Source organism: Clostridium sp. AF32-12BH, from assembly GCF_003477935.1.
GTDB lineage: Bacteria > Bacillota > Clostridia > Lachnospirales > Lachnospiraceae > Brotaphodocola.
In genome coordinates this window covers 157,342-181,777 of sequence record NZ_QUEH01000008.1, presented here as the reverse complement: position 1 = coordinate 181,777, position 24,436 = coordinate 157,342, and the positions used below count along the sequence as shown (strand labels likewise).

The following is a 24,436-nucleotide window of genomic DNA, read 5'->3' as shown; positions in this document are numbered from 1 at the left end:
TATAGCACACTTTCTAATCTGTCTCCATTCTTTCACGATAATACTGACAACCATTTTGTCAACGAACACAAAAAAGCCACCGCACTGTAGAAAATACCGCCAGTGCAATGTCTTTTTATTGGTACAGGTCACACCAGCCGGCCTTTCACCTCCAGTGACAGAATCCAGCTTTCCTTAAGTGCCGGAATATCAATCACATTCCTGCCCTTCAGCGGAGTAACCAGAAGGGAAGCCTTAATGGGTTCTCCCTCTTTTTGTGTAAATTCAAAACGCCGAACCTTAAAATTCTGGGCTTCAATTTTTTCTTTCAGGGCAGACAGTTCTGCCTGATCTCCGGAAATTTCCGCGGTAATGCGGGTCACATTCGGTCCTGATGGAGAGAAACGGATACTCCGCCCCAGAAATAGTTCTACGAGTAGGATCATTCCCGTCGCAACGACTCCCAGAAAAAGCTGTCCGGAACCAATGGCCAGACCAACCCCTACGGTGGCCCAGATTCCGGCCGATGTCGTGATACCGCTGACGGTCTTATTCCTGGTAAGAATCACGCCGGATCCGAGAAATCCTACCGCGGTGACCACGCTGGCCGCTACACGGGACGGATCCACGTTGATATGATTCGCCAGAACATCATAAAATCCATATTTTGAAATGATGATCATCAGGGAAGATGCTACGCCAATGATCACATGGGTACGGAGTCCTGCCGGTTTCTGCCGGTTTTCACGTTCATATCCAATCACACCACCGCAAAAACCCGCCAGAAAAAGTCTCAGCACCATCGTCGGGCCGGAAATAGTTCCCAGAGAGCCAAATGTCAAAAATCCCATAGGCGCCTCCTTAGGTCAAGATCTTGTTAAAATCCTCATCTCCATCATCCGGATAAACCAGGAAATCCTGAAGAACCAGGCCCACATCTGCTCCCGCCTGCAGCGTGTCGTAGGTCATGGAATCCGCAGTCACGCGCAGCTCCGTATTGCCAATATCCACACGGCAGTCATTCACATCACCCAGATAGAACATGGACGCAAGCTTTCCTCTCAGGTGTCCTTCTGCCTCTGTCAGCTGGATATTTTCCGGCCGGATTGCCACGATCACATCCCCGGTCAGCGGACCGTTGTAACTTAAGGACTGGTCGATTCCTTTTAAACGCACTATGCCGCGCTCTGCTGTTCCTTTTACAAAATTTACCTTGCCTACAAAGTCTGCCACAAACTGGTTCGCCGGATGACGGTAAATCTCCAGCGGAGTGCCAACCTGCTGAACAATTCCCCGGTTAATGATAAATACCCGGTCTGACATTGTCATGGCCTCGATCTGGTCATGTGTTACATAGACTACCGTAATATGCAGTTTTTTCTGGATTTCCTTAATCTCATAACGCATGCTTTCACGCAGCTTTGCATCCAGGTTGGAAAGCGGCTCATCCAGTAGAAGCAGCTTCGGCTCTGCAACCAGGGCACGACCCAGGGCCACGCGCTGCTGCTGGCCGCCGGAAAGCTGTGCCGGCATCCGGTCTGCATACTGTTTCAGATGCACGGTTTCAAGGACTTTCTCCACTCTGGTTTTTATTTCATCCTTGGGAACCTTCTGGATCTTTAACGGATAAGCCACATTATCAAACACATTCATATGGGGCCATACTGCATAGGACTGGAATACCATGCCGATTCCGCGTTTTTCCGGTGGAACGAATACATCTTTGGAACTGACTACCTTTCCATCAATGCTGACAGATCCGGTGGTCGGTTTTTCAAATCCTGCAATAATGCGCAGCATCGTCGTTTTTCCACAGCCGGACGGGCCAAGGAATGTAATAAATTCTCCATCCCGAAAAACGGAATCAAATTCTTTTAATACCGTTACTTTTCCAAAGGATTTGGATACCTTGTCAATCTTAATTTCAGCCATATGAGAACCTCCTTAAATAGAGAACTTGCCCTTTGTCAGTTTGCCCAACAGGATATTCAGGACAATGACAGCCAGAAGGATTCCTGATGCCAGCGCTGATGCAGTCTGCTGGCTGTGATAAGTCTGATAAAGAAACAGTTCTACGCCAAGCGTCTTGGTATTATTGGAATACAGCAGGTTTGACATCGTCAGCTCATAGAAGCATGGCATGAAGATCAGAAACCAGCCGGCAACAATAGACGGAACAATCAGCGGGAACACGACATCCTTTAACCGGCGCAGCCACTTTGCGCCTGAGATCTGAGCCGCTTCCTCCAGCGACGGGCTGACCTGTGAGAATGCCGAAACCACTGTGCGCATGCCCATCAGCATGTATTTGATCATGTAGGCAATTACCATGATCAGCATAGTATTGTAAATATTGATGCCGAATTTTCCGGACATGGTCATGATCAGCGCCAGCGCGATTACAACGCTGGGTGTTCCGGAACCTACGGTGATCAGGAAATCCGGAATCTTTCTGCCTTTGGCGTTGGTCCGCTTCAGCAGATATGCCATGATCAGACAGACAATCATTCCAAGGGATGCTGCCCAGACTGCAGCAATAATACTATTCCGTCCGGAGCTTAAGATTGACTTTCGTGATGTGATAACATGCCAGTATTTTAAGGTCAGATTGCCCGGCTCAAACAGGGACTTGCCCATATTTACCGTAAAGGAAGTTGCAACCACCGATGCAAACGGGATCACGACCACGATCATTGCAAAACAGCTTACCAGGATTGTAACCGGAATCCGCCAGCGGCCCAGATCCACAATGTTCGGACGGGTGGATTTTCCAGATACGGTAATGTACTCACGTTTCCCAATCACGAAATTGGATATGTACAGGATGATCAGCGCAATAGCCATCAGAAATACCGCCAGGTTCGTCGCATCCGTCAGGCCTTCCTGGGATCCGATGTACACGTAATCCACGATTCGAGTCGTAACGGTGTAAATCTGTCCCGGTGCTCCAATGATGGACGGGATTCCATAGCAGGACGCTGCTGATACAAAAACCAGAAGTGCTGCAGCTACGATACTTGGAAACATCAGCGGCAATGTTACCGTGAAAACAGTCTTCAGCGGTGATGCGCCGGAAATGCGGGATGCCTCTTCCAGAGACGGATCCATCTTCTCCATTGCCCGGGAGATTGTGATAAACGCGTACGGATAATAGAATGTTGTCAGTACCCAGACAAGGCCTCCGATGGAATAAATATTAAAGGGGGCTTTTTCCAGACCCAGAAGATTCTGGATCAGTACATTCAGGGTTCCAACGCTGGGGTTTAACAGACGCAGCCAGGCCATGGCTCCCACATAAGGCGGAACCATATACGTGGTTACGAACAGGGTTCGGAAAATTTTTTTTCCGTAAAGATTCGTGCGGCCCACCAGCCAGGCCAACGGGAATGCCAGAAGCACACCAAACACCATGGACAGACCGGCCGTAATCAGTGTATTTTTCAGGCAGGTCCAGTTTAAGGAATAGGAATAGATCCGCTTAAAGCCTTCCAGGGAAAAATGTCCGTCCGTAAAAAAGGAACGGTAAATCAGATACAGCAGCGGGAAGACCTGAAATACGACCAGAAATGCAACAATGGCCAGAATGATCACCCACTTGATATCAAAATATCTCTCTTTTTTCAAGTGTCACACCTTCTTTCCCTCCAGGTATGACAGAAAGGGCTGATTCAGCCCCTCCCATACCAGATATCCATTCGTGTTGTTACTGTGGAACCGTTACATTTTCCTGGAATAATGTACGGATTTCTTCGCGGTCTTTGTAGCAGCGTTCCCAGTCAATCGGCATGGAATTGGAAACGATCTCGCTTGTCGGAATTGCATCATATGGTGCGTTCGGATAATCGCTGCGAACGGAATGCATCCAGCCTGCTACAATATATTTCTGTCCTTCCAGGGACATGAACCAGTCTTCCACTGCCTCACATGCTTCAATATTGTTGTTGGCACTGTGCTCATCTTTGATGATCATGATCGGAGACGGGATGCAGATTACGCCATCGGTCGGGTAGATGACTTCAAGCTGAGAACCCTCTTCTTCTCGTTTCTTTAAAACGGATTCTTCCAGAATCATGATTTCTTTACACTCACCGGTTTCCAGCTTGGTCAGTGCAACAGAACCAGACTCTACGGTTACTTCCTGTGCAGCCAGCTGTTTGTAGTAATCTTCACCATATTTGTCCAGGAGCGCAACCACTGCTGCGTAGGAGCTTCCAGATGTTAACGGGTTGCCCATGGAAATAGCACCCTTTAAATCACTGTCTTTTGCAAAATCTTCAAAGGAAGTCGGGAGACTGTCCTTGCTGTTTTTCTCCGGGTTATATGCCAGGATCATATTTAAGTTCCGCACTGGATACCAGTAACCGTCCGGATCGTAGTCAAACAGCAGCTTGTCTGCGTCCGGAATCTTATGTGGATGCAGGTAATCCTTTTCCTTTAATTCTAGTGCATAAGACGGTTCTGCAACCATCAGGATATCGCATCCTAACTTTCCGGAATCCATCTCTGCTGCTACCTTTGACTGCAGGGTTCCGGTTCCTCCCTGGAAAAATTCAATGTCCGCATTCGGGAATACTTCTTCCATCTTTTCGTTCATGGCATCAATGATGTCTTCATACATGGATGTGTAAATTACAACCTTTCCGGTTACATCCTCATAAGATGCCGGCGCTTCAGCGGCCTCTGCAGCCTCAGAAGAAGTTTCTCCTGCGCTTTCTGCCTGGGATGCAGGTGCTGCGGTAGTTGCCGGAACAGAATTTCCTCCGCCGCAGGCACTCAGTCCAACTGCCATGGATGCACAGAGAAGTGAAGTGAGTAGTTTTTTCATAGATACGTCCTCCTTTTTCAGTTTTTTTATCACGAGCTTTCTTATAATCAAATTATAGCAAATATGTATAAAAGAAAAACCAAAAATCCATTTCATTTGGATAAAATCCCAAACAGTTTTTCTATTTCACTGAATTGCCTTGGCATATTCACGGGGCGAGCAGCCCATATATTTTCGGAATACCTGGTTAAAATACTTGTAATCCCCAAAACCACAGCACTCTGCCAGGACAGAAGGATTGGTTTCTCCGCCTGCGATCAGATCCAGCGACCGCTGAATGCGGTATCGGTTTAAATATTCATTGAAGGTAATGCCGGTAGACTCCTTAAACCGCTTGTTTAAAAATGTCTCACTGTAATGAAGTTCTGAAACCAGGTCCTGCATCAAGATTTTCCGGCTGTAGTTTTGCTCAATATAGGCCAGCATTTCTGCTGCCACTGCAGTCTCCATCCCATTTTTTCCATAGGAACGAATGGGCGATGCCTCCTTGAGGCGCTCCCTGTTCTCCAGAGTAGAAGTATAAACCTCTGCAATCTTTCTGGCTTCCTTTGCCCGCTTTACCGCATCCTCAATCTCTTCCAGGCAGAGCGGCTTCAGCAAATACGCCGTTACCCTGCACTCTATGGCCTGGCGCGCGTACTCAAAATCGGAATATCCGGTCAGGATAATGGCCGAATAAGAGCAGTCTCTGGTTTCCCGCAGCATCGTCAGTCCATCCATAACCGGCATATTGATATCGACCAGCACGATATCCGGATGCTTTTCCCGGATCAGCTGTGCGCCTTCCATTCCATTGCGTGCTTCTCCAACCACACAGCAATCCATTTTTTTCCAGGGAATCGTGTAAACCAGTCCCCGGCGGATTGGTTCTTCATCCTCCGCAATCATCAGTTTATACATGATGTCCATCTCCTTCTGTCATACTTCACTTCATCTGCTTCCATCCGTCTTCGTCCTCTTTGGGACAGACAATGCGGACCATCACCTGAAGCCCGTCCGTTTTTATATTGCGCAGAGCAATGCCACTTCCCTCTCCATACTGCAAAAACAGCCGGCGCGCGATGCTGCGCAGCCCCTTATGCGCACTATCCGACTGCAGGATTGTTGCATTCAGCTGTTCCAGATCCTGCTCCGCCATACCAGCTCCATCATCCGTCACAGACAAATTCAGCACCTGATCCTGAACATAACCATCTACCCAGACATGCAGTTCCATTTGATTCTGAAACCCATATTTGATGGAATTTTCTATGATAGGCTGTAAAAGCAGCTTCGGTACCAGGCAGTTCAAACACTCATCCTCCAGAAACAGCTCATACTGAAAGCGCTCTCCGAAACGATATTTTAGAATTTCCAGATATCCATTCAGATAAGTCAGATCTTCCGAAAGCAGCACTTCCTCTTTATGGTCATCAATGCTGTAGCGCAAAATCCTGGTTAGACTGAGGATCAGCCGGTCTGCTTTCTGCGGTTCCAGCAGCATGCCGCTCCTGAGACTTTCCAACGTATTGTACAGGAAGTGCGGATTGAACTGAGCCGTAAGCTGGTTGATCTCCGCCGCCTGTTTTAACTGAATCAGTTCTGTGTTCTGCCGGTGCAGTTCCTGGATACTGTCTAACATATGATTGATCTTGCTTCCTACCCGGGCAAATTCCTCGTCGGTATCCAGACTGACCCGGTAAAGCGGATCCTGGTTTTCGATGATATCCATCTCAGAAATCAGCGTTTTTACCGATGCCGCATTTTCTGCGGCCATAACCGCCGTCATACTGCGGGCAATCAAAAACCAGAATGCGCCGGAAAGCAGAATCAGCAGCGTTCCGATCAGAAACAGGCTCCGGTTTGGCGGATCATATACCAGAGAGTACACGACTACCTGCCCGTCCAGCAGACTGCGGGCCGATACTTCATAACGGTTTTCATCCAGCATCACAGTCCAGTGCCCGTTTAAGACAAAACGGTTGATATCCTGAATAAAACTGTGCCTGCTGCTGTAAATGACTCTTCCTGCGTAATCGGTGATTACACCCTCGAAATTTGATACAGACAACAATGTCCCCCAGTCAGCCCCATGCAGATACAGGGATACATAACCCTGAGGTGTCCCATCAATCATAACCGGCGTGGCTAGAACAAGTTCTGATGACATTCCAGATAGATAATAAACACTTAAATAAACATCTTTTTCCGCATGGGCAAATGTATTATCGCAGACTGCCCGGTTAAAACTCTTGCGGTACTGGTTCCATTCCCCATTCTGGAAACTGTTGTAAATCACATTGCGTCCTTTGTCCGTTAAAATCAGATCTGCGTTCACCGGGGAAGACGCATTCTGGTTATACAGCAGATAGCGCAGATTTAACGGTGCCGCATCGTACAACAGGCAGCGGCGGCAGGTTTCCATGAGTTCATTTCCTGTCAGAAAGCTTTTGGAAGAATCATAAACCTGAAGAAACGCGGACTCAAAAAGTTTTCGGTTTTCCTCCAGATTCTTCCGGTTCGACACTTCGATTGTCAGATACATCCCTGTGGCAAACAAAAGGATACCGGTTCCAACCAGAAACAAAAGGCGGTACCAGACCATGCGCTGCAGGCGTTCCTTCAGGCTCATACTGGAGGATGACTTAATTTCCTGGTTCATAGTTTTCCGCCTCTCTTCGAATACGTTCATAATGCATCAGAATTTCCTCCCGGTGCGCATCAAAATCATCTGGATCTGCCTGAATGACAGGAATAGAATCGATATCCGGCAAAAACAGACTGGTCTGGGCATCACGCCGCACCGGACGGCTGGTCAATAGAGTTCCCAGAATATCCTGCATATCTTTTCCCGTCAGAAAATCCACAAAATGCTTTGCATATTCTGCATGGGAGCAGTTTCTTAAAATAGCTACTGTGCGCGGCGTAAACAGCGTCCCCTCTTCCGGATAGATCAGTTTCAGATCCGCGCCTTCCTGAATCAGCTGGGCACAGGAATCCTCCCGGGACAGCCCAATCATGCTACGCCCGGAAGCAATCCGCTGATAGACATCCGCAGTGTTTTCATAAATTCCACGGGGAGCCTGATAAAGCAGCTCCTTTACAAGTTCCCAGGCCTCATCAGACTGGTAACCTCCGTGGGTGTCCAGAATGTTGACCAGCTGCTCAAATCCAGAGGAAGACACTGCAGGATCTGCCAGCGCAATTTCCCCGTAAAACTCCGGGCGCAGCAGATCCGAATAGCTTTTTATCTCTCCGTACCGGCCAGCCAGCGTCTGATTCACTGCAAGACAGTTGCCATGCAGCACATAATTCGTAGCAAAGCCACAGGTATTCCGGTAAGGAGCAAGAAGATATTTATCATTGAAGGAAACATAGGGTAAAAAAAGAGATTTCTGTTCATTGAGATCTGTCAGAGATCCACCAAGAAGAAGATCTGCCTGTGGCACTCCATTGCTTTCTTGGCTTATCATCTTCAACAGCTCTTTGCTTTCCGCAGTAACCGTATAAACGGAAATTCCATATTTTTCTTCGAAAAGCGGGATGGCCGCATCCAGCAGTGATTCTCTCTCACAGGAATAAATGATCAGGGAATCCTTCTGGTCTGCTGCATCTGGCATCTCCAGTATGGGATAACGTCTGATCCAGCAAAAATAAAAGAAACCGGCGAGAAAGCACAGGAACAGGCTGATTCCTGCAATATAATGTTTTTTCACGTTTTATTCCCCTCCTTTTTGTGCAAATATATCACAAAAAGGAAAGAAAGGAAAGAAAAAAAGAGAACTGCGCAATACAGTTCCCTTCGCTGCAATGTTATCAATTCAGTTGACTATACAGTTTGTTCATTTGGAATTAGTTACTAAAACTTCCCACACCGATATGGTGTGTTGAACCTTGAAAATTCAATATTTCAGCCAATAAAAAAGGCATAAATCTGTTCCGTTTGGTATAATGGAATTGACTAGAAACCATCTTTACAAAGGAGATTTATGCCATGTCCAGTATACCACAAAACCATTCTGATGAAAAAGCCCTAATTGACTGCGTTCAGAGATTTTTTTCTAAACACCATGTCGGCAAGCTTCTTGCCAGATGTAATGGCATGAAAGAAAAAGGCGTTTCTCCGATTTCTCTGCTTCGTTACAAACTCAGTAACATTTTTGTCGGAAGAAGTATGTATATGCAGCAACAGACCGGTTCCTTTAAGGAAGCGTTTTCCAAGAACACGTTCTATCGTTTCCTTAATTCCGCAAAAACAAACTGGCTTCGTTTCACTTCTCTTCTTGCTGCAGATATCGTAAATCGCGACATCAAAGGTCTGACGAATGACAGCAGAAAAAATGTCTTCATCATTGATGACAGTCTTTTTAACCGTACTAGCTGCAAGAAAACAGACTGGGATCAAAAGTTTTTGACCACACGGATATGCGTTTCCAAAAAGGATTCCGAATGCTTACTTTAAGCTGGAGTGATGGAAATACATTGATCCCTGTAAACAGCTGTCTGCTGGCATCTGCAAAAGCTACAAATATCATCGGTCCGGTAAAGGACTTTGATAACAGAACCATTGCTGGCAAAAGATGCAGGCTTGCTCAGACAAAAGCTCCAGAAGCAATGATGGACTTGCTGGACACTGCCCTCAGCGTGGGACTGAATGCTGACTATGTTCCGTTTGATTCCTGGTTTTCAAACCCGGCACAGATCACGACCATCCATTCAAAAGGCATGGATGTGATTGCCATGATCAAAAAGAGCAGCCGGATTAAATACTCATACGGCGGTAAACAGCTGAGTATCAAAGAAATCTATTCCAAGAACAAAAAGCGCCGTGGCAGATCAAAATATCTGCTGTCTGTTAATGTTATGGTAGGAAAAGAAACTCCAATTCCGGTGAAAATCATATGCTTAAGGAACAAATCGAACCACAAGGACTGGCTTGCTTTTATTTGTACGGATACGACTCTTTCTGAGGAAGAAAAAGAGGGGATTAACAATTTCTTACATATTTCTATTGATTGGACGGAATATTTAAATTTTTCATATACGGGCATTCGGAAAGCAAAAAGGTGTTGGAATGGGATCCTGCAGGAGCTCTTAAGAAACGGTCGCAGCAGTTAAATGTAAATGTATGGCCAGGCTGCAGCATATTCCAAACAAAGAAAAACATTCAAGTTTGAATGAGCAGAAAAATATAAGACCGGCGTGACGGACCGGTCTTATTTCGTGCTTCAGGCAGACACCTACAGCGTTTCTGCCCGATCTGCAATATGCTGTTTGAAATTGATTACCTCATGCTGGTAATCGCGGTTCATATAACAGGATGTGATCATAAAATCCGCAGTAGATTTATTGACGGCCATTGGAATATCGTAGACTTGGGAAATTCTCATCAGAGCCTTTACATCCGGATCATGAGGCTGCGCTGTCAGTGGATCCGAAAAGAAGATCACGAAGTCAATGACACCCTCCACAATCTTGGCGCCAATCTGCTGGTCTCCACCTAATGGGCCGCTGTTATAACCTTTTACAGTAAGGCCGGTCTGATCTGTGATCATGCGGGCCGTTGTGCCTGTTCCGTAAAGATTATGTTTCTCCAGCTCTGCTTTATGCTCTTTGCACCATGCAATCAGTTTCGGTTTTTCGTTGTCATGAGCGATCAGGGCAATATTCTTTTTTTGCCCGATTGTAAAGGTAATGTATTCCTGGGACATGCGCGCTTCTCCTTTTCTCTTATGTATGGATTATCTACAACGTAACACAGAATGCTTCATGATACAAGAGAATTATTTTCGATGTTGCAATAATAGAAATTTATCTTTTTAAGCGGCCCTTGAAATATATGGGAATGCAGAGCTCAGAAATTTCAGATACGTAGAGAAGTCATAGGATATGGAAATCAGACAAAAAAATTGATCGTCCCCGGTAAAGAGAACGATCAATTTTGAAATAGTATGAAAATTTGTGTGTCGCATTCATTCTACAACAATTGAGCCTGGAAAGCAAGGAAAAGAAGCGTATAAGGAGTAGTTTGAGAAAGTTTTTATCTTAAAATAATACCGATTTATCTAAAAGAGCAGCAGTAACACATAATACGTCATAATTTTCGCCATATGCAATTGGATAACCTCCCTTTTTTCCCTCTCTCCCACTACTTTTTTGACCTCCCGAAAGAAAATTGGCTTCGCTACGTTCCAGCTACCTTGTTCGCACGCCCTCAGGCGTTTGCCGCCATCAGGCGGCGCACTCAATGGATAAAAAGAAAGGAAAATGGAAAGGTAAGTGAAAACGGCGCTGATGCGCCGGCAAACAAGAAAAAGAAGCAAGAGACACCCTATCGGGAGGAGAAAAAAGTCGAGGGAGCAAAGAAAATTTGAGGATATCCGATTGCATATGGCGAAAATTACGACGCATTACGAAAAATTGCTCTTCCATATATAGGATTTGCACCAGAAAATTTATATCTTTATACCGTCTTAACACCGGGCAGAATACTTTTGTACCTTCTTAAATTCAACTTTTCTATAATGATAAGTAAGAAAACCGCAGCAAGGCAGCTTGCAAAGAATGGGAGTTTATCCATGAAATCTCCTGTAAAAAAACCATTAAACTCATTTCAGATTATTGTTCTAGGCTTCGCCGGAGTGATCCTGGCCGGTGCCCTGCTCCTGATGCTTCCTATATCTTCGAGCGGTCACCACGTCACCCCGTTCTTGGATGCCCTTTTTACCTCCACTACCTCTGTCTGCGTTACCAGCCTAGTCGTTGTGGATACCGGAACCTACTGGTCCTTCTTCGGGCAGACGGTGGATCAATCGGTTCTGGCCCTGCTGCGTAAAAATCATCTGCGCATGGAACAGCAGAGGCCAGATCCAGGCCGGAAAAACTGGAATCAGCGCCAGACTCTCCCCCGCAGATTCAAACCCACATCGGAGTTGGATACCGAATGCTGCGGTTATGATGTAATCATAGAAACACCTGTCAGCCAGATTAAAATAAAGAAAAACCGCTGCTACATGGTTTTGACTTCCACGCAGCAGCGGTTCATGCTGTAATCATCTGTCTGTGCCTTTTCACCATAAGCCGACCTGCCAGGCCTTATGAGGAGCTCCGGCAGCCCGTACTATGCTGGATCTTCTTGGGCTAGTATTCCTATTAATCTGCCTTTTCTACTGAAATAATGGTTCCGGTAAAAGCATCTACCTCACTGAGTTCTCCTGTATAGGTTACCGTTACCTGATCCCCTTCCTTTACATCTGCCAGACCTTCCGGTGCAGTATCAAATGTCATGGCATATGTGCCCTGATCATTCTCGATTGTAAACATAAAGTCCTTGATTTCTTCAATCTTTCCTGTAATCACTTCCGTTTTTGCTTCTGCTTCCTGAGATGCAGCCTGTGTTGTCTCTGTCTGGCTTGCTCCCGCCTGAGTTGTTGCTGCCTGGGTCGTTTCTGCCTGAGTTGCCGCAGTTGTGGTTGTATCAGATGCCTTAGCCCCGCATCCGGACGCCAAAGCAGCGGTCATCATTAAAATTGCAATAAGATTTCTTTTCATCATAATTAAGCCTCCAAACTATAGATCTTATTCTATTTTTATTACACTAATTAGACGTGTTAGCACCCGAAAAAGTTTCACAGGATTCAAAATTTTTATTATTTTTTCATATAGATATGAAACCAATGCGTAACGTCACGCATCAGTATACGAACTGCCCTTTTCAGGGTGCAAAAAGATCTGGAAATCCCAGATTGTCTGGGATCCAGATCTTTTCATTTTCATAACCATACAACTAAATCAGGGATACTATACAGATGTCCAACCACCGTCAATATAGATTGTCTGACCTGTAGTATAAGCAGAATTTTCAGATGCAAATAACAGCAGCTGACCACACAATTCTTCTATTTTACCTGGTCTGGCAATCGGACACCTCTTTTTTAATTCTTCCAGAGCTGCATCATCAAATACCATCATTTCAGATGGAAACTCTCCTGGGCCAATGGCATTCACAGTAATACCGTACTGAGCCCATTCCTGCGCTAACCCTCTCGTAAAGTTTGGCACAGCACCCTTGGTAGTATTATAAGCCAAAATTGGATGATGGAAAGATGCAATCCGTCCATACATACTGGCAATGTTGATAATACGTCCGTAGTGATTTTTGATCATGCTCTTTGCACATTCTCTTGCCATTAAAAAATATCCCGTAATGGATAAGCGCACCACCTTATCCCAGGCTTCTAAGGTCAGTTCAGTAGTCGGACAATACGCCATAGAACCTGCATTATTTACAAGAATATCCACTTTTCCATATGTATCAATGACTTTCTGAACTCCTGCAATAATCTGATCTTCCTCCATTACATCACAGGGAACTGGAAGACATTCGCCGCCGGCTTCTTTAATCTCTGCTGCCAGCTTTTCCAGCTTTTCCTTTCTTCTGGCAAAGGCAGCCACTTTTGCACCATTCTCTGCCAATGCTTTGCAATATTCATATCCTAAGCCGGAAGAAGCACCTGTTACTATTGCCACCCGCCCAGTCAGATCCATATAATTTTTCATTCCAGATTACCGCCTTTCTTTTTGTTAAAATCATAACACATTCTCCATGTTTACTATAGAAATATATTTCGTTTTATAGTAATATATTTCTATAATTAAAAAAGGAATGATGATCTTTATGTATAATGAAACACACCTGGAAGAATTCATTCAACTGTTAAAACTTCCTGCCTATATCCTGAAATTACCTCTGGATGATCCAAAACAGGTAAATACAGACTGTCCATTAGAACTGGTAAGCCTCCTTAACCAGTTCTACCAGACCATGGATATTTCTGCCCTCCATGCCTCCCAGACTCCCTGCCATATCTGCTTTCCATTTAAGATTCATAATTTATTACTTCCACGTAAAGAAGATTATCTGCTAATCGGCCCTATCTTTACAGAAACATTATCAGAAACAGATTTTCGCCTTCTTCTGGCCGAATATGGTATAAAGCCCACAAAGGAGCTCCTGATTTATTTCCATTCTCTCACCCATATTGATGAGGAAACATTTAATAAACTGCTCAACTATCTTTCAGAGGAACTTGGAAAACCATTCACACCAATCACACCTGCCCGTATAAAGAAGTCACTGACCAGTTCGGAATCCTTTTTCCTGATTCATGAAGCTGACCAGACCGCCCATAACTATGCGTGCCAGTACATGGACTGTGTCCGGGATTTTTCTCTTCAGGATCCAAAGGCTCTGACTCTCTCTTCCAAAACATGGGAACAGACACTTCTTTTGACTTCTTCTCCATTGTTTTCCTATATGAGGGAACTGGTATTTACAGAATTTCTGCTGCTTTCCTCCGTTCTTCACGAACACCTGAAAGAGCATTCCATACCTTCCATCCTCTATCAACGCCAACAATGGGAACGATGCCGAACATCAAAAGAATTGGCAGAATTCCACCGCGCTTTAATCTCGTCCTTTTTTAACAAGATACATTTGCAGACAGAAACCGGATTTTCTGAAGGAATCGCCACCGCACGCCGTTACATCCGTCTAAATTTTACTTCCAGTCTCCGTCTAAGTGATATTGCCGCCGCATGTCATTTATCCAGAACTTATCTTTGCTCCCGTTTCCATAAAGAATGCGATCAGACTACCTCCGATTATATTCTGTCCTGCCGCATGGAACATGCAAAAAAACTTCTTCAGTACAGTTCTCTTCCGATTTGCGAAATAGCAGATCAATGCGGTTTTGGAGATGCTAGTTATTTTACAAAATGTTTTGTAAAACAAATCGGTATAGGACCTGAAAAATGGAAGGAAACACTTATAAAAAAGAAATAATTCACAAAATACCGTTTTATATTCTGTTTTCGTAAATTTATTTTCTTATATCGAATATATGGCTTGATATTTTGATTTTTTGTGATTATACTATAAGGGAAAGGAGGCTTCTAATCATGTTATGCCAGTTTACTTTTCAAAATTTTAAGTCCTATAAAAATGAAACTACGTTAGATTACCAGGCTGCCGTACTGCCTGAATTCAAAGATACACTGATCACTGAGGCTTCTGCTTCTGATCTTCTGCCGGTTAATGTCGTCTACGGTCCAAATGGCGGCGGAAAGTCAAACCTGCTGCAGGCCCTTGCCTGCGTCATCTCTACGGTGGTAAAACCGGTGAATGAATTAGGAAAAAACAGACAGGGCTTCATTCTTCAGCAGAAAATTGATGCAGTTCCCTTTCTGTTCGATGAAACCTCCAAAAATGAACCGACCGAGTTCCGGATGTTTTTCCGGATCGGAAAAAATGAATACTGCTACTACCTCGCTTTAAAAAATGATGAGGTTATATCGGAATCCCTTTACAGAAAAGCAGTCACCGGAAAAAAAACTGCCATGATTTTTGAACGTGAGGCTGACAGCATTTCCCTTGGCTATACAATCAATAAAAAAAGCCTGAACACCAGCATCAACCCCAAAATGCCGTATCTGTCCTTCCTGGCCATTAACTATGACATTCCGGTCATCAGCGAGGTTATAACCTGGTTTGAAAGCTGCATTATCCGCAGCTATGCAAATCCCGTAGTGGAGCATCAGATCCTGCTGGCCAAAGATGCGCCATATAAGGAGCAGTTCATCCGCGCTTTAAATGATATGGATATTGATATCACCGGGTACCGCTATGATGAAGATACAAAACAGCTCTTTATGCAGCGCACGTTATCTTCCCATGAATATGAATTGCCGTTCTCCCAGGAGTCCGATGGAACCAAAAAGCTTATTGCTGCCCTTCCGGTGATCTTGCTTGCCCTGAGAGAAGGACGCATGGTGATCATTGATGAACTGGATGCAAAGCTTCATCCGAAGCTTTTGCGCTATGTCATTTTCCTGTTCAAAAATAAAGAAATCAACAAATACGGGGCCCAGCTTTTATTCACATCCCATGACATGTATACCTTAAAAAATACCATATTCCGCCGTGATGAGATCTGGTTTGCCGCGGAGAATGCTTCCCATGAAAGCGAGATCTACTCGTTGCATGAAATCCGCGGGGAAGATAACGACCGAATCAAAAATACTGCGGCCTATGATAAGCAGTATCTGGAGGGACGCTATGGAGCTGATCCATACCTTTCCAACATGCTCGGAGGTGATTTTGCATGAGCTTAAAACCTCCAAAGAAAAGCGATCTTGACAAAGGTTGGATGAAGGCCCGCCGCGATAAGCCGAAAAAAATTCAGCCGGAATATCATCTGATCGTTACGGAAGGAACCGATACGGAGCCGGCCTATTTCGGTGCCATGAAGGATATCATCAACAGTGCCTATCCTGATCGCATCCAGCTCAGTATCCACGGAGCCGGTGATAATACCTTAAACCTGTTTCAAAAGGCCCGGCAGCTTGCCAGCACCTCTGCCAATGGGTATAAACACGTTTGGGTCATTTATGATACCGATGACTTCCCGGCTGATCACATCAACAAAACGGCCGAACTTTGTATACAGGAATCTACGGAGGAAACCACCTATCATGCCATATGGTCAAACCAGTGCATTGAATTATGGTTCCTTCTCCATTTCAGTTTCTTGCAGTCCGATCTGCACCAAAGTTCCTACTGGCCGAAACTGACGGAACTTTTATCTTTTCAGGGGTTTGGTTCCTATGAGAAAAACCGCACCGACATGTTCAAAATCCTGGCACCATACCTGGATACCGCTATTGTAAATGCAGAAAAGTTGGAAAAGATCAATGCCGGGAAGCTGCCTTCCGACTCTGCTCCCGGAACCATGGTCCATGTACTGGTTAAGAAACTAAGGCCCTATCTCAAAATGGATTAAAAAAATGAGTAGCAGGTGGTTTTCCCGTCTGCTACTCATCTTTTTTCATCAGGTGGTTGGTAATCCATATTTTTCATCTATAAAAATCCATAATAATTCCTGTGTATCTGCAGTGCTCTGATCATATGCTGTGATCTTAAGTTCAACCCAGCTGTCATCCAGTTTTTCATAAGTCATCGTCACCATGCCTTCAGATGCTAACTTCTCTTGTATATAATGATAATCCAGGATTGTTTCAAACCGGTCATAGTATTCCGGACGGACGAGCGCATGGTAGTATTCTCTCATAGAAGGGATAAACGATCCTTTATTACGGTCCAGCATATCCTGAAAATATGGCGGAACATAAATATAACGGCACTGATCCGTCTTCGGGTTTACCATATAAACACCCTTATATCGTGGAGCAATTACGTCCAGAAAATGATTAGCATCCCGTTTTTTCAGCAGAAGCTGCTCCAGTTTGTAATTTAAAGAGCGCATCTGCCGCAGGCCACCGTTGTTGCGGTAAAAATCCGCTTTATCATAGCGCATGGCATTTTCCGCATAATTGATGATCTCATTTAACGTCTTTGTGTCCGTGCTCTCCCCTATTCCAATGGATACTTCGTAATCCTGCTGCCGAATTGCCTGTCTCAAAGAAGAAACTTTTTCAAGCACCTCTTCCTGTCCATGGTCTGGGCACAAAACGACAAATTCATCGCCGCCAATGCGGTAAGCCAGACTTTTAGGAAAATATTCCCGGATGGCATCCGAAATCATGCACAACATCTTATCTCCAGCCTCATGGCCCAGATGGTTATTCACTTCATGAAGTCCTACCACATCCATGTAAACACAGGTCAGCCGTTCATACCCTGTAGCCTGAAACATACGGATATCCCGTTCATACTTTCCCCGATTATACAGGCCCGTCAACGCATCAATGTTATAATAATCCGGTGTTTTCTCATGGCTTTGAAGAAGTTCCAATTCCTTTTCATCAAAATATACCGTCTGATCATTGTCCGGATATTCTTCCCCATCTTGATTTTTCAAAGAAATTTCTATCTCCAGATCCTCACCTATGAGCGGATATTCCAGACTCTTTTTCTCCATATATTCCGACACTATCTGCAATGCACTTTTTACGTTGCAGCCTTTTTTACATATTATTTTCATTCCATTTCACCTTGTGAACTACTCGGTAACTAAGTTACCAGAGCATCTGAAATCTGGCGGGATACCGCCTTTTTTCAGGGTGCGTCCATGACACCACTACTGCTTGCCTTTCGGCTATACAGCTACTTTTATTATTTCTGGATTTTTTAGTCCGGTTACGGACAGTTCTTTCTGTTTTCCGGATACGGAAAGATATTTTCGCAGGATATTAAATGCTCCTACTGCATCCGCATTATATCTTACTCCATCCGTTATATACATGCCCCGCTCTTTTCGGTTTGATGCTTCTGCATATCTTTTTGATACTTCTGGTGATAACGGACTGCACTGGCTGGTATAGCTTTCTTCCTGTTTTATCAATGGTATTCCATACAGTTTTAGTTTATATTCCAACATGATATAAAGTTTATTATACGGCAGTCCGTGAAACTTCTGGTTTGCCTTGTGGCCTATCTCTTTTCCTTTACGGATATTTCGGATATCTCCTATGATTACACTGCTTATCCCTTCTTTTCTACAGTATTCTGCAAGCCATCTGGTCACCTTATGAAGGTAATCCTTTACTGCGTCCTGCTTTTTTCGGTAAATCCTCTTGATATGTTTCGATGATCGGGGATATTTTATGCCATTTCCCGACTGCTGTGCATACCATATTGATTGAACTCTGCTGATTTCTTTGTGAAAGTATCTTTCCAGTGAAAGATATTTCCTTCCCAGAATAAAAGTCCTTCCATTTCCGGAATCATAACAGGTCATCAGATTATGAATTCCAAGATCCACTGATAAATAATGGCCATTCAGGGAGATCGGTTCTGGTTCTTTGACCTCATAGACAACGATAAGGTCACATTTTCCATCTTCCGGTGGATAGATCCGCAGCTGCTTTATGTGATCCATGTTCCTGAAAATCTTATTTTCAAGATATAGAAATTTTTCATGAATCCCATAAGCTTCTTCCATATAGCTTTTCAGATCATTTGACAGAGACAGCCGCAATTGATCGGAGCCTTTCTCGTGCTGGATTCCCATCTGCATGTAAGTGATCGGTATATTGTCCTGTTTAAATCGCGGCGGATTTGGATCTTTGATCCCAACGGTCTTTTTAAGAACATAAAATGATTTCCAGGCTTTATCCAGCTGCTTGCAGGTCTCCTGCGCTGTCTGGGACGGAAGCTGTCTATACCACAGATCTCCTTTATGCGCTTTCTTCTGATAATACCAGTCAGGATACTTCTCCAGCTCCAATTCTTTATATCGACGGCGTTCATAGTTGCAGACATTCCAGAGTTTGGAAGCAGCATAACACATATGCCCTATAATATTAGAATATTCCGGCCGGATATTGACCGATGTTCTGTGTGACAGCAGCATTCCCCTTCCCCCTTCAGACAGCCATGCATATGAATATTTACAATTCACATTGAATTAATACGACTTGCTCTGATGTTCAATATAACGGCGGATATTTTCCTCAGATACAGATCCGATCGTTTCCACATAATAGGAATGGTTCCACAGTTCTCCCTTCCACAACTGGTTTCTTATTTCCGGAAAACGTTCGAATAATTTCCTGCCTGTGATCCCCTTCAGATACTTGATAATGGCTGTTATTGACAGTTTTGGTGGAGCTGATACAAAACAGTGAACATGATCACCTTCACCACATTCAAATAAATGAACGGTAAAGCCTTTATCGTCAGCTATCTGCTGCACGAGTTCCTGCAGGTATTTCTCAACTTCTGGGGTTAATATCTTCCGTCTGTATTTCACCGACCATACCATATGGTAGTTGATATTGCACACGCAAGTCCTATAATGTATAAGATTTTTTTTCATACATATAGTATAGCATATTGAATTGTAATACACAAGCATTATTCGAACGTATTTTCGTTTTTATTGTATGCCGGTTACGGCATTAATATCAAAGAATGAGGATTATTATATTATTTACTTTGTGCAGATATGCACACTCCTGAGCTTTCATCTCGGTAATTGAATTGCCGAGGATTCCCGCTTATTGTCCTAAATGGCACCGGCCACTTTCATATAGAAAGCATTATACCGCTTTTGAAAAATTTTCACAAGTTGCCTTATGATAAGCAAAACGGGTTTAGGATTAGACAGAACCGGTCTCCTGAGATATAATATCCTTAAGATTTCAAAAGGGGATTTTTATGAATTTAGATAAATATATGAGCCATGCCGTTGTATCACTTATTTCAGCCAAAGGTGGAGTTGGGACCTCCACACTAACCAAAGAGTTGGCCATTGCATTTAGTAAAAACGTTTCCGTCTGTCTGGTCGATATGGCCCTCTCCTGCCCTGCCCAGGAAACATTTTTCCGCATACTTCCAACACGAACAATGGAAGACCTGTTTCAGCACAATGCACGAGATCTATCCCCTCTGTCCTGGCAGGACCTGGACCCCTACCTTACGCCTGTCCCCGATCGGAATATCCATCTTTTATCCTCCAAACAGATGAAAAGAACATATCCTCTGCCCATTAATCGGATCATCCAGCTCATTTCTTCTTTGAAGACTTATTTTGACCTGGTTCTTATCGATACCGATATGGCATCCACGGATACTCCCGCAAAACTCATGGAATTGTCGGACCTAGCCCTGCTGATCACAGATGATACGGAGTGCTCAATTAAAAACAATCAGCGCTTCCGCCGGTTTCTGACCCAAAAGCAGATCAGTTATGATCATATGCATGTAATCGCAAATCAGATCAGGAAAGAACAGCGGATGTACTCGGATCAGGAAATAGAGGAACTTCTTCAGATTCCTGTTCTCGTAACGCTACCTTACTATGACCAGGTCTGGAAATATAACAATTCCTACCTGTCGTTATACGAAGATTCGGAAAATCTGCTCCATCCTTCCCTTTCATCACTGGTGAACCGGCTTTCCAAACTTCTGGAGAAATAAATGATGCTTTTAAATAATGATCACGGTCATCCTCTCCCGGATGTCCCAGTGTTTTACAGTGTTCTTTCCAAAAACAAACAGGAGCTGCGGGCAGCAGCCAGGGCGAACCGTATGATGAAACGCTTCCACCTGACAATCCCCTATATCGTCGCCTGTTTCATAGCTTACTATGGATTTTTTCGCTACTATCCGCAGTTAAAAACCAGTTTTTTAGGCATATGTATCCTTTGTTATGCCGCGGCGTATTTTATCCGCTGGTGTTTGGAGCCACAATATGCCCTGTTCCTTTTGCGGCGCCGGACATACTATCTCTCAGAGTCGGATGCGTATCTCTTTTTCACCCTGTATGGGCTGGAAGATGAGGACGGTAACCTGACTCAGGCCAGAGATTTGGCTGTTCTTTCCTGGATCCAGCGATGTAAAAAGCAAATCCCGGATGACAGCCCGGTTCTGCGTATTATCCAAAACAGAACTTTTAAAGATCCAGAGGAAGAAAAATATATTCCGATCAGTTTATATGAACTGATTCTCCGGCAGCTTGCCTTTCAAAATCCAGATATTTTAAATGGACTGAAATATTACAACCGACAATGTGATAAATAGGAAGAGGATCTCCAACGCCCTAGAAGCGTCCAGAGATCCCCTTTACCTTTAAAATTTATTCTTTATTTCCCGTGATAAAATAGTCACAATATTCGCCGCCGTTCGCCAGCGTCTGTTTTCGGTGCAATATGCCATGCTGGAGTGAAATCATCACCTCATCCAGTTCGCAAAACAGCGGCATTAACTCTGGAATGCCCATTCTTTCCATATAAATACAAATAGGGCAGCGGGTGATGCGGTAGTAGCATGCTCCCTCATACGGCTGCCCATCAAAGTCCACCTTGAAGGAAGTCGGGTACTGCTTCTCCTTTTCCGGCGTATACCACTTTGCGTATCTGACGATACTCTTTTTGTTCTCAGCTTTGCCCTTGTCCGTGTTCAGATCCGTTTTCGCAAAATACCATTTGATGTGGTACAGAGACTGCCGCATCATTTCCTGCACCGTCTCTGGTGGAATTTTCTTCCCGCTTGCCACATACGGCGCCACAAAGGCCAGGGCAAACAGCTCATTGTATGCCATAGGATTATCATCGCCGATGTCATCCGCCTGCTCTACCAGTTCCCGGTAGACCTGCTTGCTCTTTTTCATGACCTCCAAAACATACGCTTTGCCGTATTTCTTTGCAAGAACCTTTTTCATAGGGCCCTTAAACATCCAGAAATAGAAGCCATTATATTTCATTGCCCAGTCCTCCATGCGGTTTAGGAACATGTCAATCATATCCCCATAGCATCAAATCAACACAACAGTTTCTATATCTCACTACAGCCTACTTTTTCTCTTGCATAAATACCCTCGGAACATCCGCGCTTGTCACCCAGCCACATATTATATCTGCCGTTCAATTCTGGATATTTGGCGCATTCAAGCCTGTACGGCGCCACGCACTTAGCTTCATGATCTCCTGACGTTACTGTTCGCACGCTGTGCAAACAGCCATCTGCCTCCTATTTTAGGCAGTTTTGCCCAAATTGTCAAATCCATCCCTCGCTATATTTTGATAATTTTCTAACATTTTCTTAACGATTCCATGGAAATTCTCATCAACATCATGTATAATGAATAGGAAAGAAGGAGAAGCGTTTATGAATTTACAGCAGCTTTATTATTTTCGGAAACTGGCTGAAGTCCAGCATTACACGGAAGCAGCCAAAGCACTCTATATCACCCAGCCCAGCCTCAGCGATTCCATCGCGTCGCTGGAAAGCGAGCTTTCGGTTGCGTTATTCCAAAAAAAAGGCCGCAACGTCCAGCTCACCAAATATGGAGAAGAATTTTCCCAGTATGTCAATCAGTCTCTGGAAATTCTGGAACACGGCATCGCCCTCATGAAGGAAAAATCCGACTCCATGACCGGAACCATCGATATCGGATGTATTCCAACCCTGCTCGGAGACTTTCTTCCGGATGCTCTCGACTTATACCATGAGCATCACCCGCAGGTAAACTTTAACATTTTCCACGAAAAATCCATTCCTGTGGCGGAGGGGGTCTCCGCAGGAACCTACGACATTGGCTTCTGTTCCATGGTGGAGCACATGGACGATCTGTTCTTTGTTCCCATCACCTACCAGGAGCTTATCGTCATCGTGCGAAATGACCATCCGCTGGCGCAGTATGACTCCATCGAGCTGCCTGCCTTAAAAGACTACGCACTCTGCACCTACCGCGACACCATCCCGATCGGCAAAACCGTCCGCGCGATCCTAAAAGAGAAAGGACTTGAGGCTGCCCACTCCTACGACGACGAGATTTCCATTGCCGGGCGCATCAACCGTTCTTCCAAAGCCGCCATTGTCGCGGACACACCGTTCTTAAAACAGTTCGACAACCTCAAAAAAATACATTTAACAGACGTCCCGAAGGACACCCGCATGATCTACATGGTCTACAGCAAAAAGAATTTTATCACGGCAGCCGTGGAAGCATTCGCAAACTGTATGGTGGCGCACTGCCTTGACCTGCCGCCGGAATTTTAAATATCGGGATTTTATACAGAATTGTACAGAATATGCGTAAGGGGATTTACGGCTTCTTTTTATGGGAACGACATAAAAGAAGCCGTATCTTCTATAGGTAAAAAACCGGAAGGATGTCTTATCACACCTTCCGGTTTTAGTATAAAACAGTTTTAATCCGTATTCAAATCAATTATTTTCATGTTATAATAGATTTTATCTATCGTATATCATCACACCGTTTAAGAAAGGCAGAATACCTATGAATCTGACTCACCTGCGTTATTTCGCAGAACTGGCACATACGCACCACTATACACGCGCTGCGCAGAACCTGTGTATTACCCAGCCAAGCCTCAGCCATGCGATCTTTAAAATGGAAGAAGAACTCGGTGTTCCATTGTTTGAAAAAAGTGGAAAAAACACCGTCCTGACTGTATTTGGGGAACAGTTTCTGCGCAGTGTTGAAAGTTCCTTAAAAACACTGGATAATGGCATCGATTTTCTTCAGCGCACTGCCCGCGGCGAAGGGCTGATCCGCCTCGGCCTTGTGCGCCCCCTGGGTGTGGATTTCATTCCCTCCCTGGCGCGCCGTTTCCTCGACCTGCATCCGGACCACGATATTCATTTTTCCTTCCAGACCGATGTGACCCAGAATCTGGTAAATGACTTAAATGCCCATCATTACGACCTGATCTTCTGCTCACATCCGCAAAAAGAAAACGGACTGACATTCAAAACCGTACACCGTGAGAACCTGGTGCTGATCGTACCCCAAAATCACGAACTGGCAGGATTTGACTCCGTAAACCTGGAGCAAACCCTGCCATATCCGTATGTTTATTTTGCCGAATCATCCGGCATCCGCTATGAAGTTGATAAAATGTTCCAGGTACTGGGAAAACGCCCCCGTATCGCGTATGAGATCGTGGAGGACCAGGTTACGGCCGGCCTCGTTGCCCACGGTTTTGGCATTGCCATCGTCCCCGAAATGGAACTGCTCTCCAGCCTGAATGTCAAAGTCATCGAAATTTTACACCCGGTCGTAAAGCGCAACATCTATATGGTAAGCAGTGACCAGTTTTATATGCCGCCGGTTGTCCGGAATTTCCATGACTTTGTACTGGAAGCTGTATCGCAAAACCTTTAAA

24 protein-coding genes and 1 pseudogene are annotated in these 24,436 nt (G+C 44.6%); 11 read left to right on the top strand and 14 right to left on the bottom strand.

Going from position 1 to position 24,436, the window contains the following annotated elements:
* Positions 1-128: 128 nt before the first annotated feature.
* The 7 genes from DWZ40_RS10085 to DWZ40_RS10055 all read right to left on the bottom strand — a co-directional run bounded on the left by DWZ40_RS10085 (position 129) and on the right by DWZ40_RS10055 (position 8,499).
* Entirely contained in the window at positions 129-830 is a 702-nt protein-coding gene (locus DWZ40_RS10085; RefSeq protein ID WP_243032081.1) for an MgtC/SapB family protein, read from the bottom strand.
* A 10-nt stretch (positions 831-840) separates the two neighbouring features.
* Positions 841-1,911: an ABC transporter ATP-binding protein gene (locus DWZ40_RS10080; RefSeq protein ID WP_118542920.1), complete on the bottom strand. Its 1,071-nt coding sequence runs from the start codon at positions 1,909-1,911 to the stop codon at positions 841-843.
* Positions 1,912-1,923: 12 nt separating this feature from the next.
* Positions 1,924-3,603, bottom strand: a complete 1,680-nt coding sequence (locus tag DWZ40_RS10075) for an iron ABC transporter permease (protein WP_118542919.1) — start codon at positions 3,601-3,603, stop codon at positions 1,924-1,926.
* A 79-nt stretch (positions 3,604-3,682) separates the two neighbouring features.
* On the bottom strand, positions 3,683-4,804 hold the full coding sequence (locus DWZ40_RS10070) for an ABC transporter substrate-binding protein (RefSeq protein ID WP_118542918.1): 1,122 nt from the start codon (positions 4,802-4,804) through the stop codon (positions 3,683-3,685).
* A gap of 126 nt (positions 4,805-4,930) precedes the next feature.
* Complete coding sequence (locus DWZ40_RS10065; protein ID WP_118542917.1) at positions 4,931-5,704, bottom strand: response regulator; 774 nt, start codon at positions 5,702-5,704, stop codon at positions 4,931-4,933.
* Between the two features lie 25 nt (positions 5,705-5,729).
* A complete protein-coding gene (locus tag DWZ40_RS10060; protein ID WP_182431709.1) occupies positions 5,730-7,445 on the bottom strand; it encodes a histidine kinase in 1,716 nt (571 codons plus the stop codon).
* Positions 7,429-8,499 carry an extracellular solute-binding protein gene (locus DWZ40_RS10055; RefSeq protein WP_118542915.1) on the bottom strand — a complete coding sequence of 357 codons (1,071 nt, stop codon included), beginning with the start codon at positions 8,497-8,499 and terminating at the stop codon, positions 7,429-7,431. Before DWZ40_RS10055 ends, DWZ40_RS10060 begins: the two co-directional genes overlap by 17 nt.
* Before the next feature lie 278 nt (positions 8,500-8,777).
* Here DWZ40_RS10055 and DWZ40_RS20055 point away from each other — a divergent pair, with 278 nt between their 5' ends.
* Together DWZ40_RS20055 and DWZ40_RS20050 are read left to right on the top strand one after the other, a co-directional pair.
* Positions 8,778-9,245, top strand: a complete 468-nt coding sequence (locus DWZ40_RS20055; protein WP_243035296.1) for a hypothetical protein — start codon at positions 8,778-8,780, stop codon at positions 9,243-9,245.
* A complete protein-coding gene (locus DWZ40_RS20050; protein WP_243032082.1) occupies positions 9,233-9,901 on the top strand; it encodes a hypothetical protein in 669 nt (222 codons plus the stop codon). Before DWZ40_RS20055 ends, DWZ40_RS20050 begins: the two co-directional genes overlap by 13 nt.
* A 122-nt stretch (positions 9,902-10,023) precedes the next feature.
* On the opposite strand, the gene DWZ40_RS10045 is transcribed toward DWZ40_RS20050, so the two are convergent.
* On the bottom strand, positions 10,024-10,494 hold the full coding sequence (locus DWZ40_RS10045; protein WP_118542914.1) for a methylglyoxal synthase: 471 nt from the start codon (positions 10,492-10,494) through the stop codon (positions 10,024-10,026).
* A gap of 399 nt (positions 10,495-10,893) precedes the next feature.
* Here DWZ40_RS10045 and DWZ40_RS19810 point away from each other — a divergent pair, with 399 nt between their 5' ends.
* Both DWZ40_RS19810 and DWZ40_RS20045 read left to right on the top strand, forming a co-directional pair.
* Positions 10,894-11,157, top strand: a complete 264-nt coding sequence (locus DWZ40_RS19810; protein WP_118542913.1) for a hypothetical protein — start codon at positions 10,894-10,896, stop codon at positions 11,155-11,157.
* 204 nt (positions 11,158-11,361) lie between these two features.
* Positions 11,362-11,616 (top strand): annotated as a pseudogene (locus DWZ40_RS20045) (Trk family potassium uptake protein); the annotation flags it as partial.
* 319 nt (positions 11,617-11,935) lie between these two features.
* Here DWZ40_RS20045 and DWZ40_RS10025 read toward each other — a convergent pair.
* Together DWZ40_RS10025 and DWZ40_RS10020 are read right to left on the bottom strand one after the other, a co-directional pair.
* On the bottom strand, positions 11,936-12,337 hold the full coding sequence (locus DWZ40_RS10025; protein WP_243032083.1) for a DUF1344 domain-containing protein: 402 nt from the start codon (positions 12,335-12,337) through the stop codon (positions 11,936-11,938).
* A gap of 246 nt (positions 12,338-12,583) precedes the next feature.
* Positions 12,584-13,342: an SDR family NAD(P)-dependent oxidoreductase gene (locus tag DWZ40_RS10020; protein WP_118542912.1), complete on the bottom strand. Its 759-nt coding sequence runs from the start codon at positions 13,340-13,342 to the stop codon at positions 12,584-12,586.
* 118 nt (positions 13,343-13,460) lie between these two features.
* Here DWZ40_RS10020 and DWZ40_RS10015 point away from each other — a divergent pair, with 118 nt between their 5' ends.
* From DWZ40_RS10015 to DWZ40_RS10005, 3 genes are all read left to right on the top strand, one after another.
* Complete coding sequence (locus tag DWZ40_RS10015; RefSeq protein ID WP_182431707.1) at positions 13,461-14,627, top strand: helix-turn-helix domain-containing protein; 1,167 nt, start codon at positions 13,461-13,463, stop codon at positions 14,625-14,627.
* A gap of 116 nt (positions 14,628-14,743) precedes the next feature.
* Positions 14,744-15,949, top strand: coding sequence for an ATP-binding protein (locus DWZ40_RS10010; RefSeq protein ID WP_118542910.1), 1,206 nt, complete (start codon positions 14,744-14,746; stop codon positions 15,947-15,949).
* A complete protein-coding gene (locus DWZ40_RS10005; RefSeq protein ID WP_118542909.1) occupies positions 15,946-16,623 on the top strand; it encodes an RloB family protein in 678 nt (225 codons plus the stop codon). Before DWZ40_RS10010 ends, DWZ40_RS10005 begins: the two co-directional genes overlap by 4 nt.
* Positions 16,624-16,671: 48 nt before the next feature.
* On the opposite strand, the gene DWZ40_RS10000 is transcribed toward DWZ40_RS10005, so the two are convergent.
* The 3 genes from DWZ40_RS10000 to tnpA all read right to left on the bottom strand — a co-directional run bounded on the left by DWZ40_RS10000 (position 16,672) and on the right by tnpA (position 19,626).
* Positions 16,672-17,784, bottom strand: coding sequence for a GGDEF domain-containing protein (locus tag DWZ40_RS10000; protein ID WP_118542908.1), 1,113 nt, complete (start codon positions 17,782-17,784; stop codon positions 16,672-16,674).
* 114 nt (positions 17,785-17,898) lie between these two features.
* Positions 17,899-19,155 carry a transposase gene (locus tag DWZ40_RS09995; protein ID WP_243107315.1) on the bottom strand — a complete coding sequence of 419 codons (1,257 nt, stop codon included), beginning with the start codon at positions 19,153-19,155 and terminating at the stop codon, positions 17,899-17,901.
* A 54-nt stretch (positions 19,156-19,209) separates the two neighbouring features.
* The gene (tnpA, locus tag DWZ40_RS09990) at positions 19,210-19,626 is read right to left on the bottom strand and encodes an IS200/IS605 family transposase (protein ID WP_118542937.1); all 417 of its coding nucleotides are present in this window, start codon (positions 19,624-19,626) and stop codon (positions 19,210-19,212) included.
* Between the two features lie 335 nt (positions 19,627-19,961).
* On the opposite strand from tnpA, the gene DWZ40_RS09985 reads away from it, so the two are divergent.
* Positions 19,962-20,723, top strand: a complete 762-nt coding sequence (locus DWZ40_RS09985; RefSeq protein ID WP_118542907.1) for a P-loop NTPase — start codon at positions 19,962-19,964, stop codon at positions 20,721-20,723.
* Entirely contained in the window at positions 20,724-21,326 is a 603-nt protein-coding gene (locus DWZ40_RS09980) for a hypothetical protein (protein ID WP_118542906.1), read from the top strand.
* Positions 21,327-21,381: 55 nt separating this feature from the next.
* Here the strand turns inward: DWZ40_RS09980 and DWZ40_RS09975 are convergent, their stop codons facing one another.
* Complete coding sequence (locus DWZ40_RS09975; protein ID WP_243035295.1) at positions 21,382-22,047, bottom strand: L-2-amino-thiazoline-4-carboxylic acid hydrolase; 666 nt, start codon at positions 22,045-22,047, stop codon at positions 21,382-21,384.
* A gap of 365 nt (positions 22,048-22,412) precedes the next feature.
* Here DWZ40_RS09975 and DWZ40_RS09970 point away from each other — a divergent pair, with 365 nt between their 5' ends.
* Together DWZ40_RS09970 and DWZ40_RS09965 are read left to right on the top strand one after the other, a co-directional pair.
* On the top strand, positions 22,413-23,306 hold the full coding sequence (locus tag DWZ40_RS09970; RefSeq protein ID WP_118542904.1) for a LysR family transcriptional regulator: 894 nt from the start codon (positions 22,413-22,415) through the stop codon (positions 23,304-23,306).
* 241 nt (positions 23,307-23,547) lie between these two features.
* On the top strand, positions 23,548-24,435 hold the full coding sequence (locus DWZ40_RS09965) for a LysR family transcriptional regulator (protein ID WP_118542903.1): 888 nt from the start codon (positions 23,548-23,550) through the stop codon (positions 24,433-24,435).
* The last annotated feature ends 1 nt before the right edge of the window (position 24,436 follow it).

Bases quoted from the DNA above. Each gene is read 5' to 3' on its own strand.
- DWZ40_RS10000 (WP_118542908.1), bottom strand. From the start codon at position 17,784: ATGAAAATAATATGTAAAAAAGGCTGCAACGTAAAAAGTGCATTGCAG.
- DWZ40_RS20055 (WP_243035296.1), top strand. From the start codon at position 8,778: ATGTCCAGTATACCACAAAACCATTCTGATGAAAAAGCCCTAATTGAC.
- DWZ40_RS09975 (WP_243035295.1), bottom strand. From the start codon at position 22,047: ATGATTGACATGTTCCTAAACCGCATGGAGGACTGGGCAATGAAATAT.
- DWZ40_RS10065 (WP_118542917.1), bottom strand. From the start codon at position 5,704: ATGTATAAACTGATGATTGCGGAGGATGAAGAACCAATCCGCCGGGGA.
- DWZ40_RS09970 (WP_118542904.1), top strand. From the start codon at position 22,413: ATGAATTTACAGCAGCTTTATTATTTTCGGAAACTGGCTGAAGTCCAG.
- DWZ40_RS09995 (WP_243107315.1), bottom strand. From the start codon at position 19,155: ATGCTGCTGTCACACAGAACATCGGTCAATATCCGGCCGGAATATTCT.
- DWZ40_RS10080 (WP_118542920.1), bottom strand. From the start codon at position 1,911: ATGGCTGAAATTAAGATTGACAAGGTATCCAAATCCTTTGGAAAAGTA.
- DWZ40_RS10020 (WP_118542912.1), bottom strand. From the start codon at position 13,342: ATGAAAAATTATATGGATCTGACTGGGCGGGTGGCAATAGTAACAGGT.
- DWZ40_RS10015 (WP_182431707.1), top strand. From the start codon at position 13,461: ATGTATAATGAAACACACCTGGAAGAATTCATTCAACTGTTAAAACTT.
- DWZ40_RS10045 (WP_118542914.1), bottom strand. From the start codon at position 10,494: ATGTCCCAGGAATACATTACCTTTACAATCGGGCAAAAAAAGAATATT.
- DWZ40_RS10070 (WP_118542918.1), bottom strand. From the start codon at position 4,804: ATGAAAAAACTACTCACTTCACTTCTCTGTGCATCCATGGCAGTTGGA.
- DWZ40_RS09980 (WP_118542906.1), top strand. From the start codon at position 20,724: ATGATGCTTTTAAATAATGATCACGGTCATCCTCTCCCGGATGTCCCA.
- DWZ40_RS10010 (WP_118542910.1), top strand. From the start codon at position 14,744: ATGTTATGCCAGTTTACTTTTCAAAATTTTAAGTCCTATAAAAATGAA.
- DWZ40_RS09985 (WP_118542907.1), top strand. From the start codon at position 19,962: ATGAATTTAGATAAATATATGAGCCATGCCGTTGTATCACTTATTTCA.
- DWZ40_RS10005 (WP_118542909.1), top strand. From the start codon at position 15,946: ATGAGCTTAAAACCTCCAAAGAAAAGCGATCTTGACAAAGGTTGGATG.
- DWZ40_RS10025 (WP_243032083.1), bottom strand. From the start codon at position 12,337: ATGATGAAAAGAAATCTTATTGCAATTTTAATGATGACCGCTGCTTTG.
- DWZ40_RS10085 (WP_243032081.1), bottom strand. From the start codon at position 830: ATGGGATTTTTGACATTTGGCTCTCTGGGAACTATTTCCGGCCCGACG.
- DWZ40_RS19810 (WP_118542913.1), top strand. From the start codon at position 10,894: ATGCAATTGGATAACCTCCCTTTTTTCCCTCTCTCCCACTACTTTTTT.
- DWZ40_RS10060 (WP_182431709.1), bottom strand. From the start codon at position 7,445: ATGAACCAGGAAATTAAGTCATCCTCCAGTATGAGCCTGAAGGAACGC.
- DWZ40_RS20050 (WP_243032082.1), top strand. From the start codon at position 9,233: ATGCTTACTTTAAGCTGGAGTGATGGAAATACATTGATCCCTGTAAAC.
- DWZ40_RS09965 (WP_118542903.1), top strand. From the start codon at position 23,548: ATGAATCTGACTCACCTGCGTTATTTCGCAGAACTGGCACATACGCAC.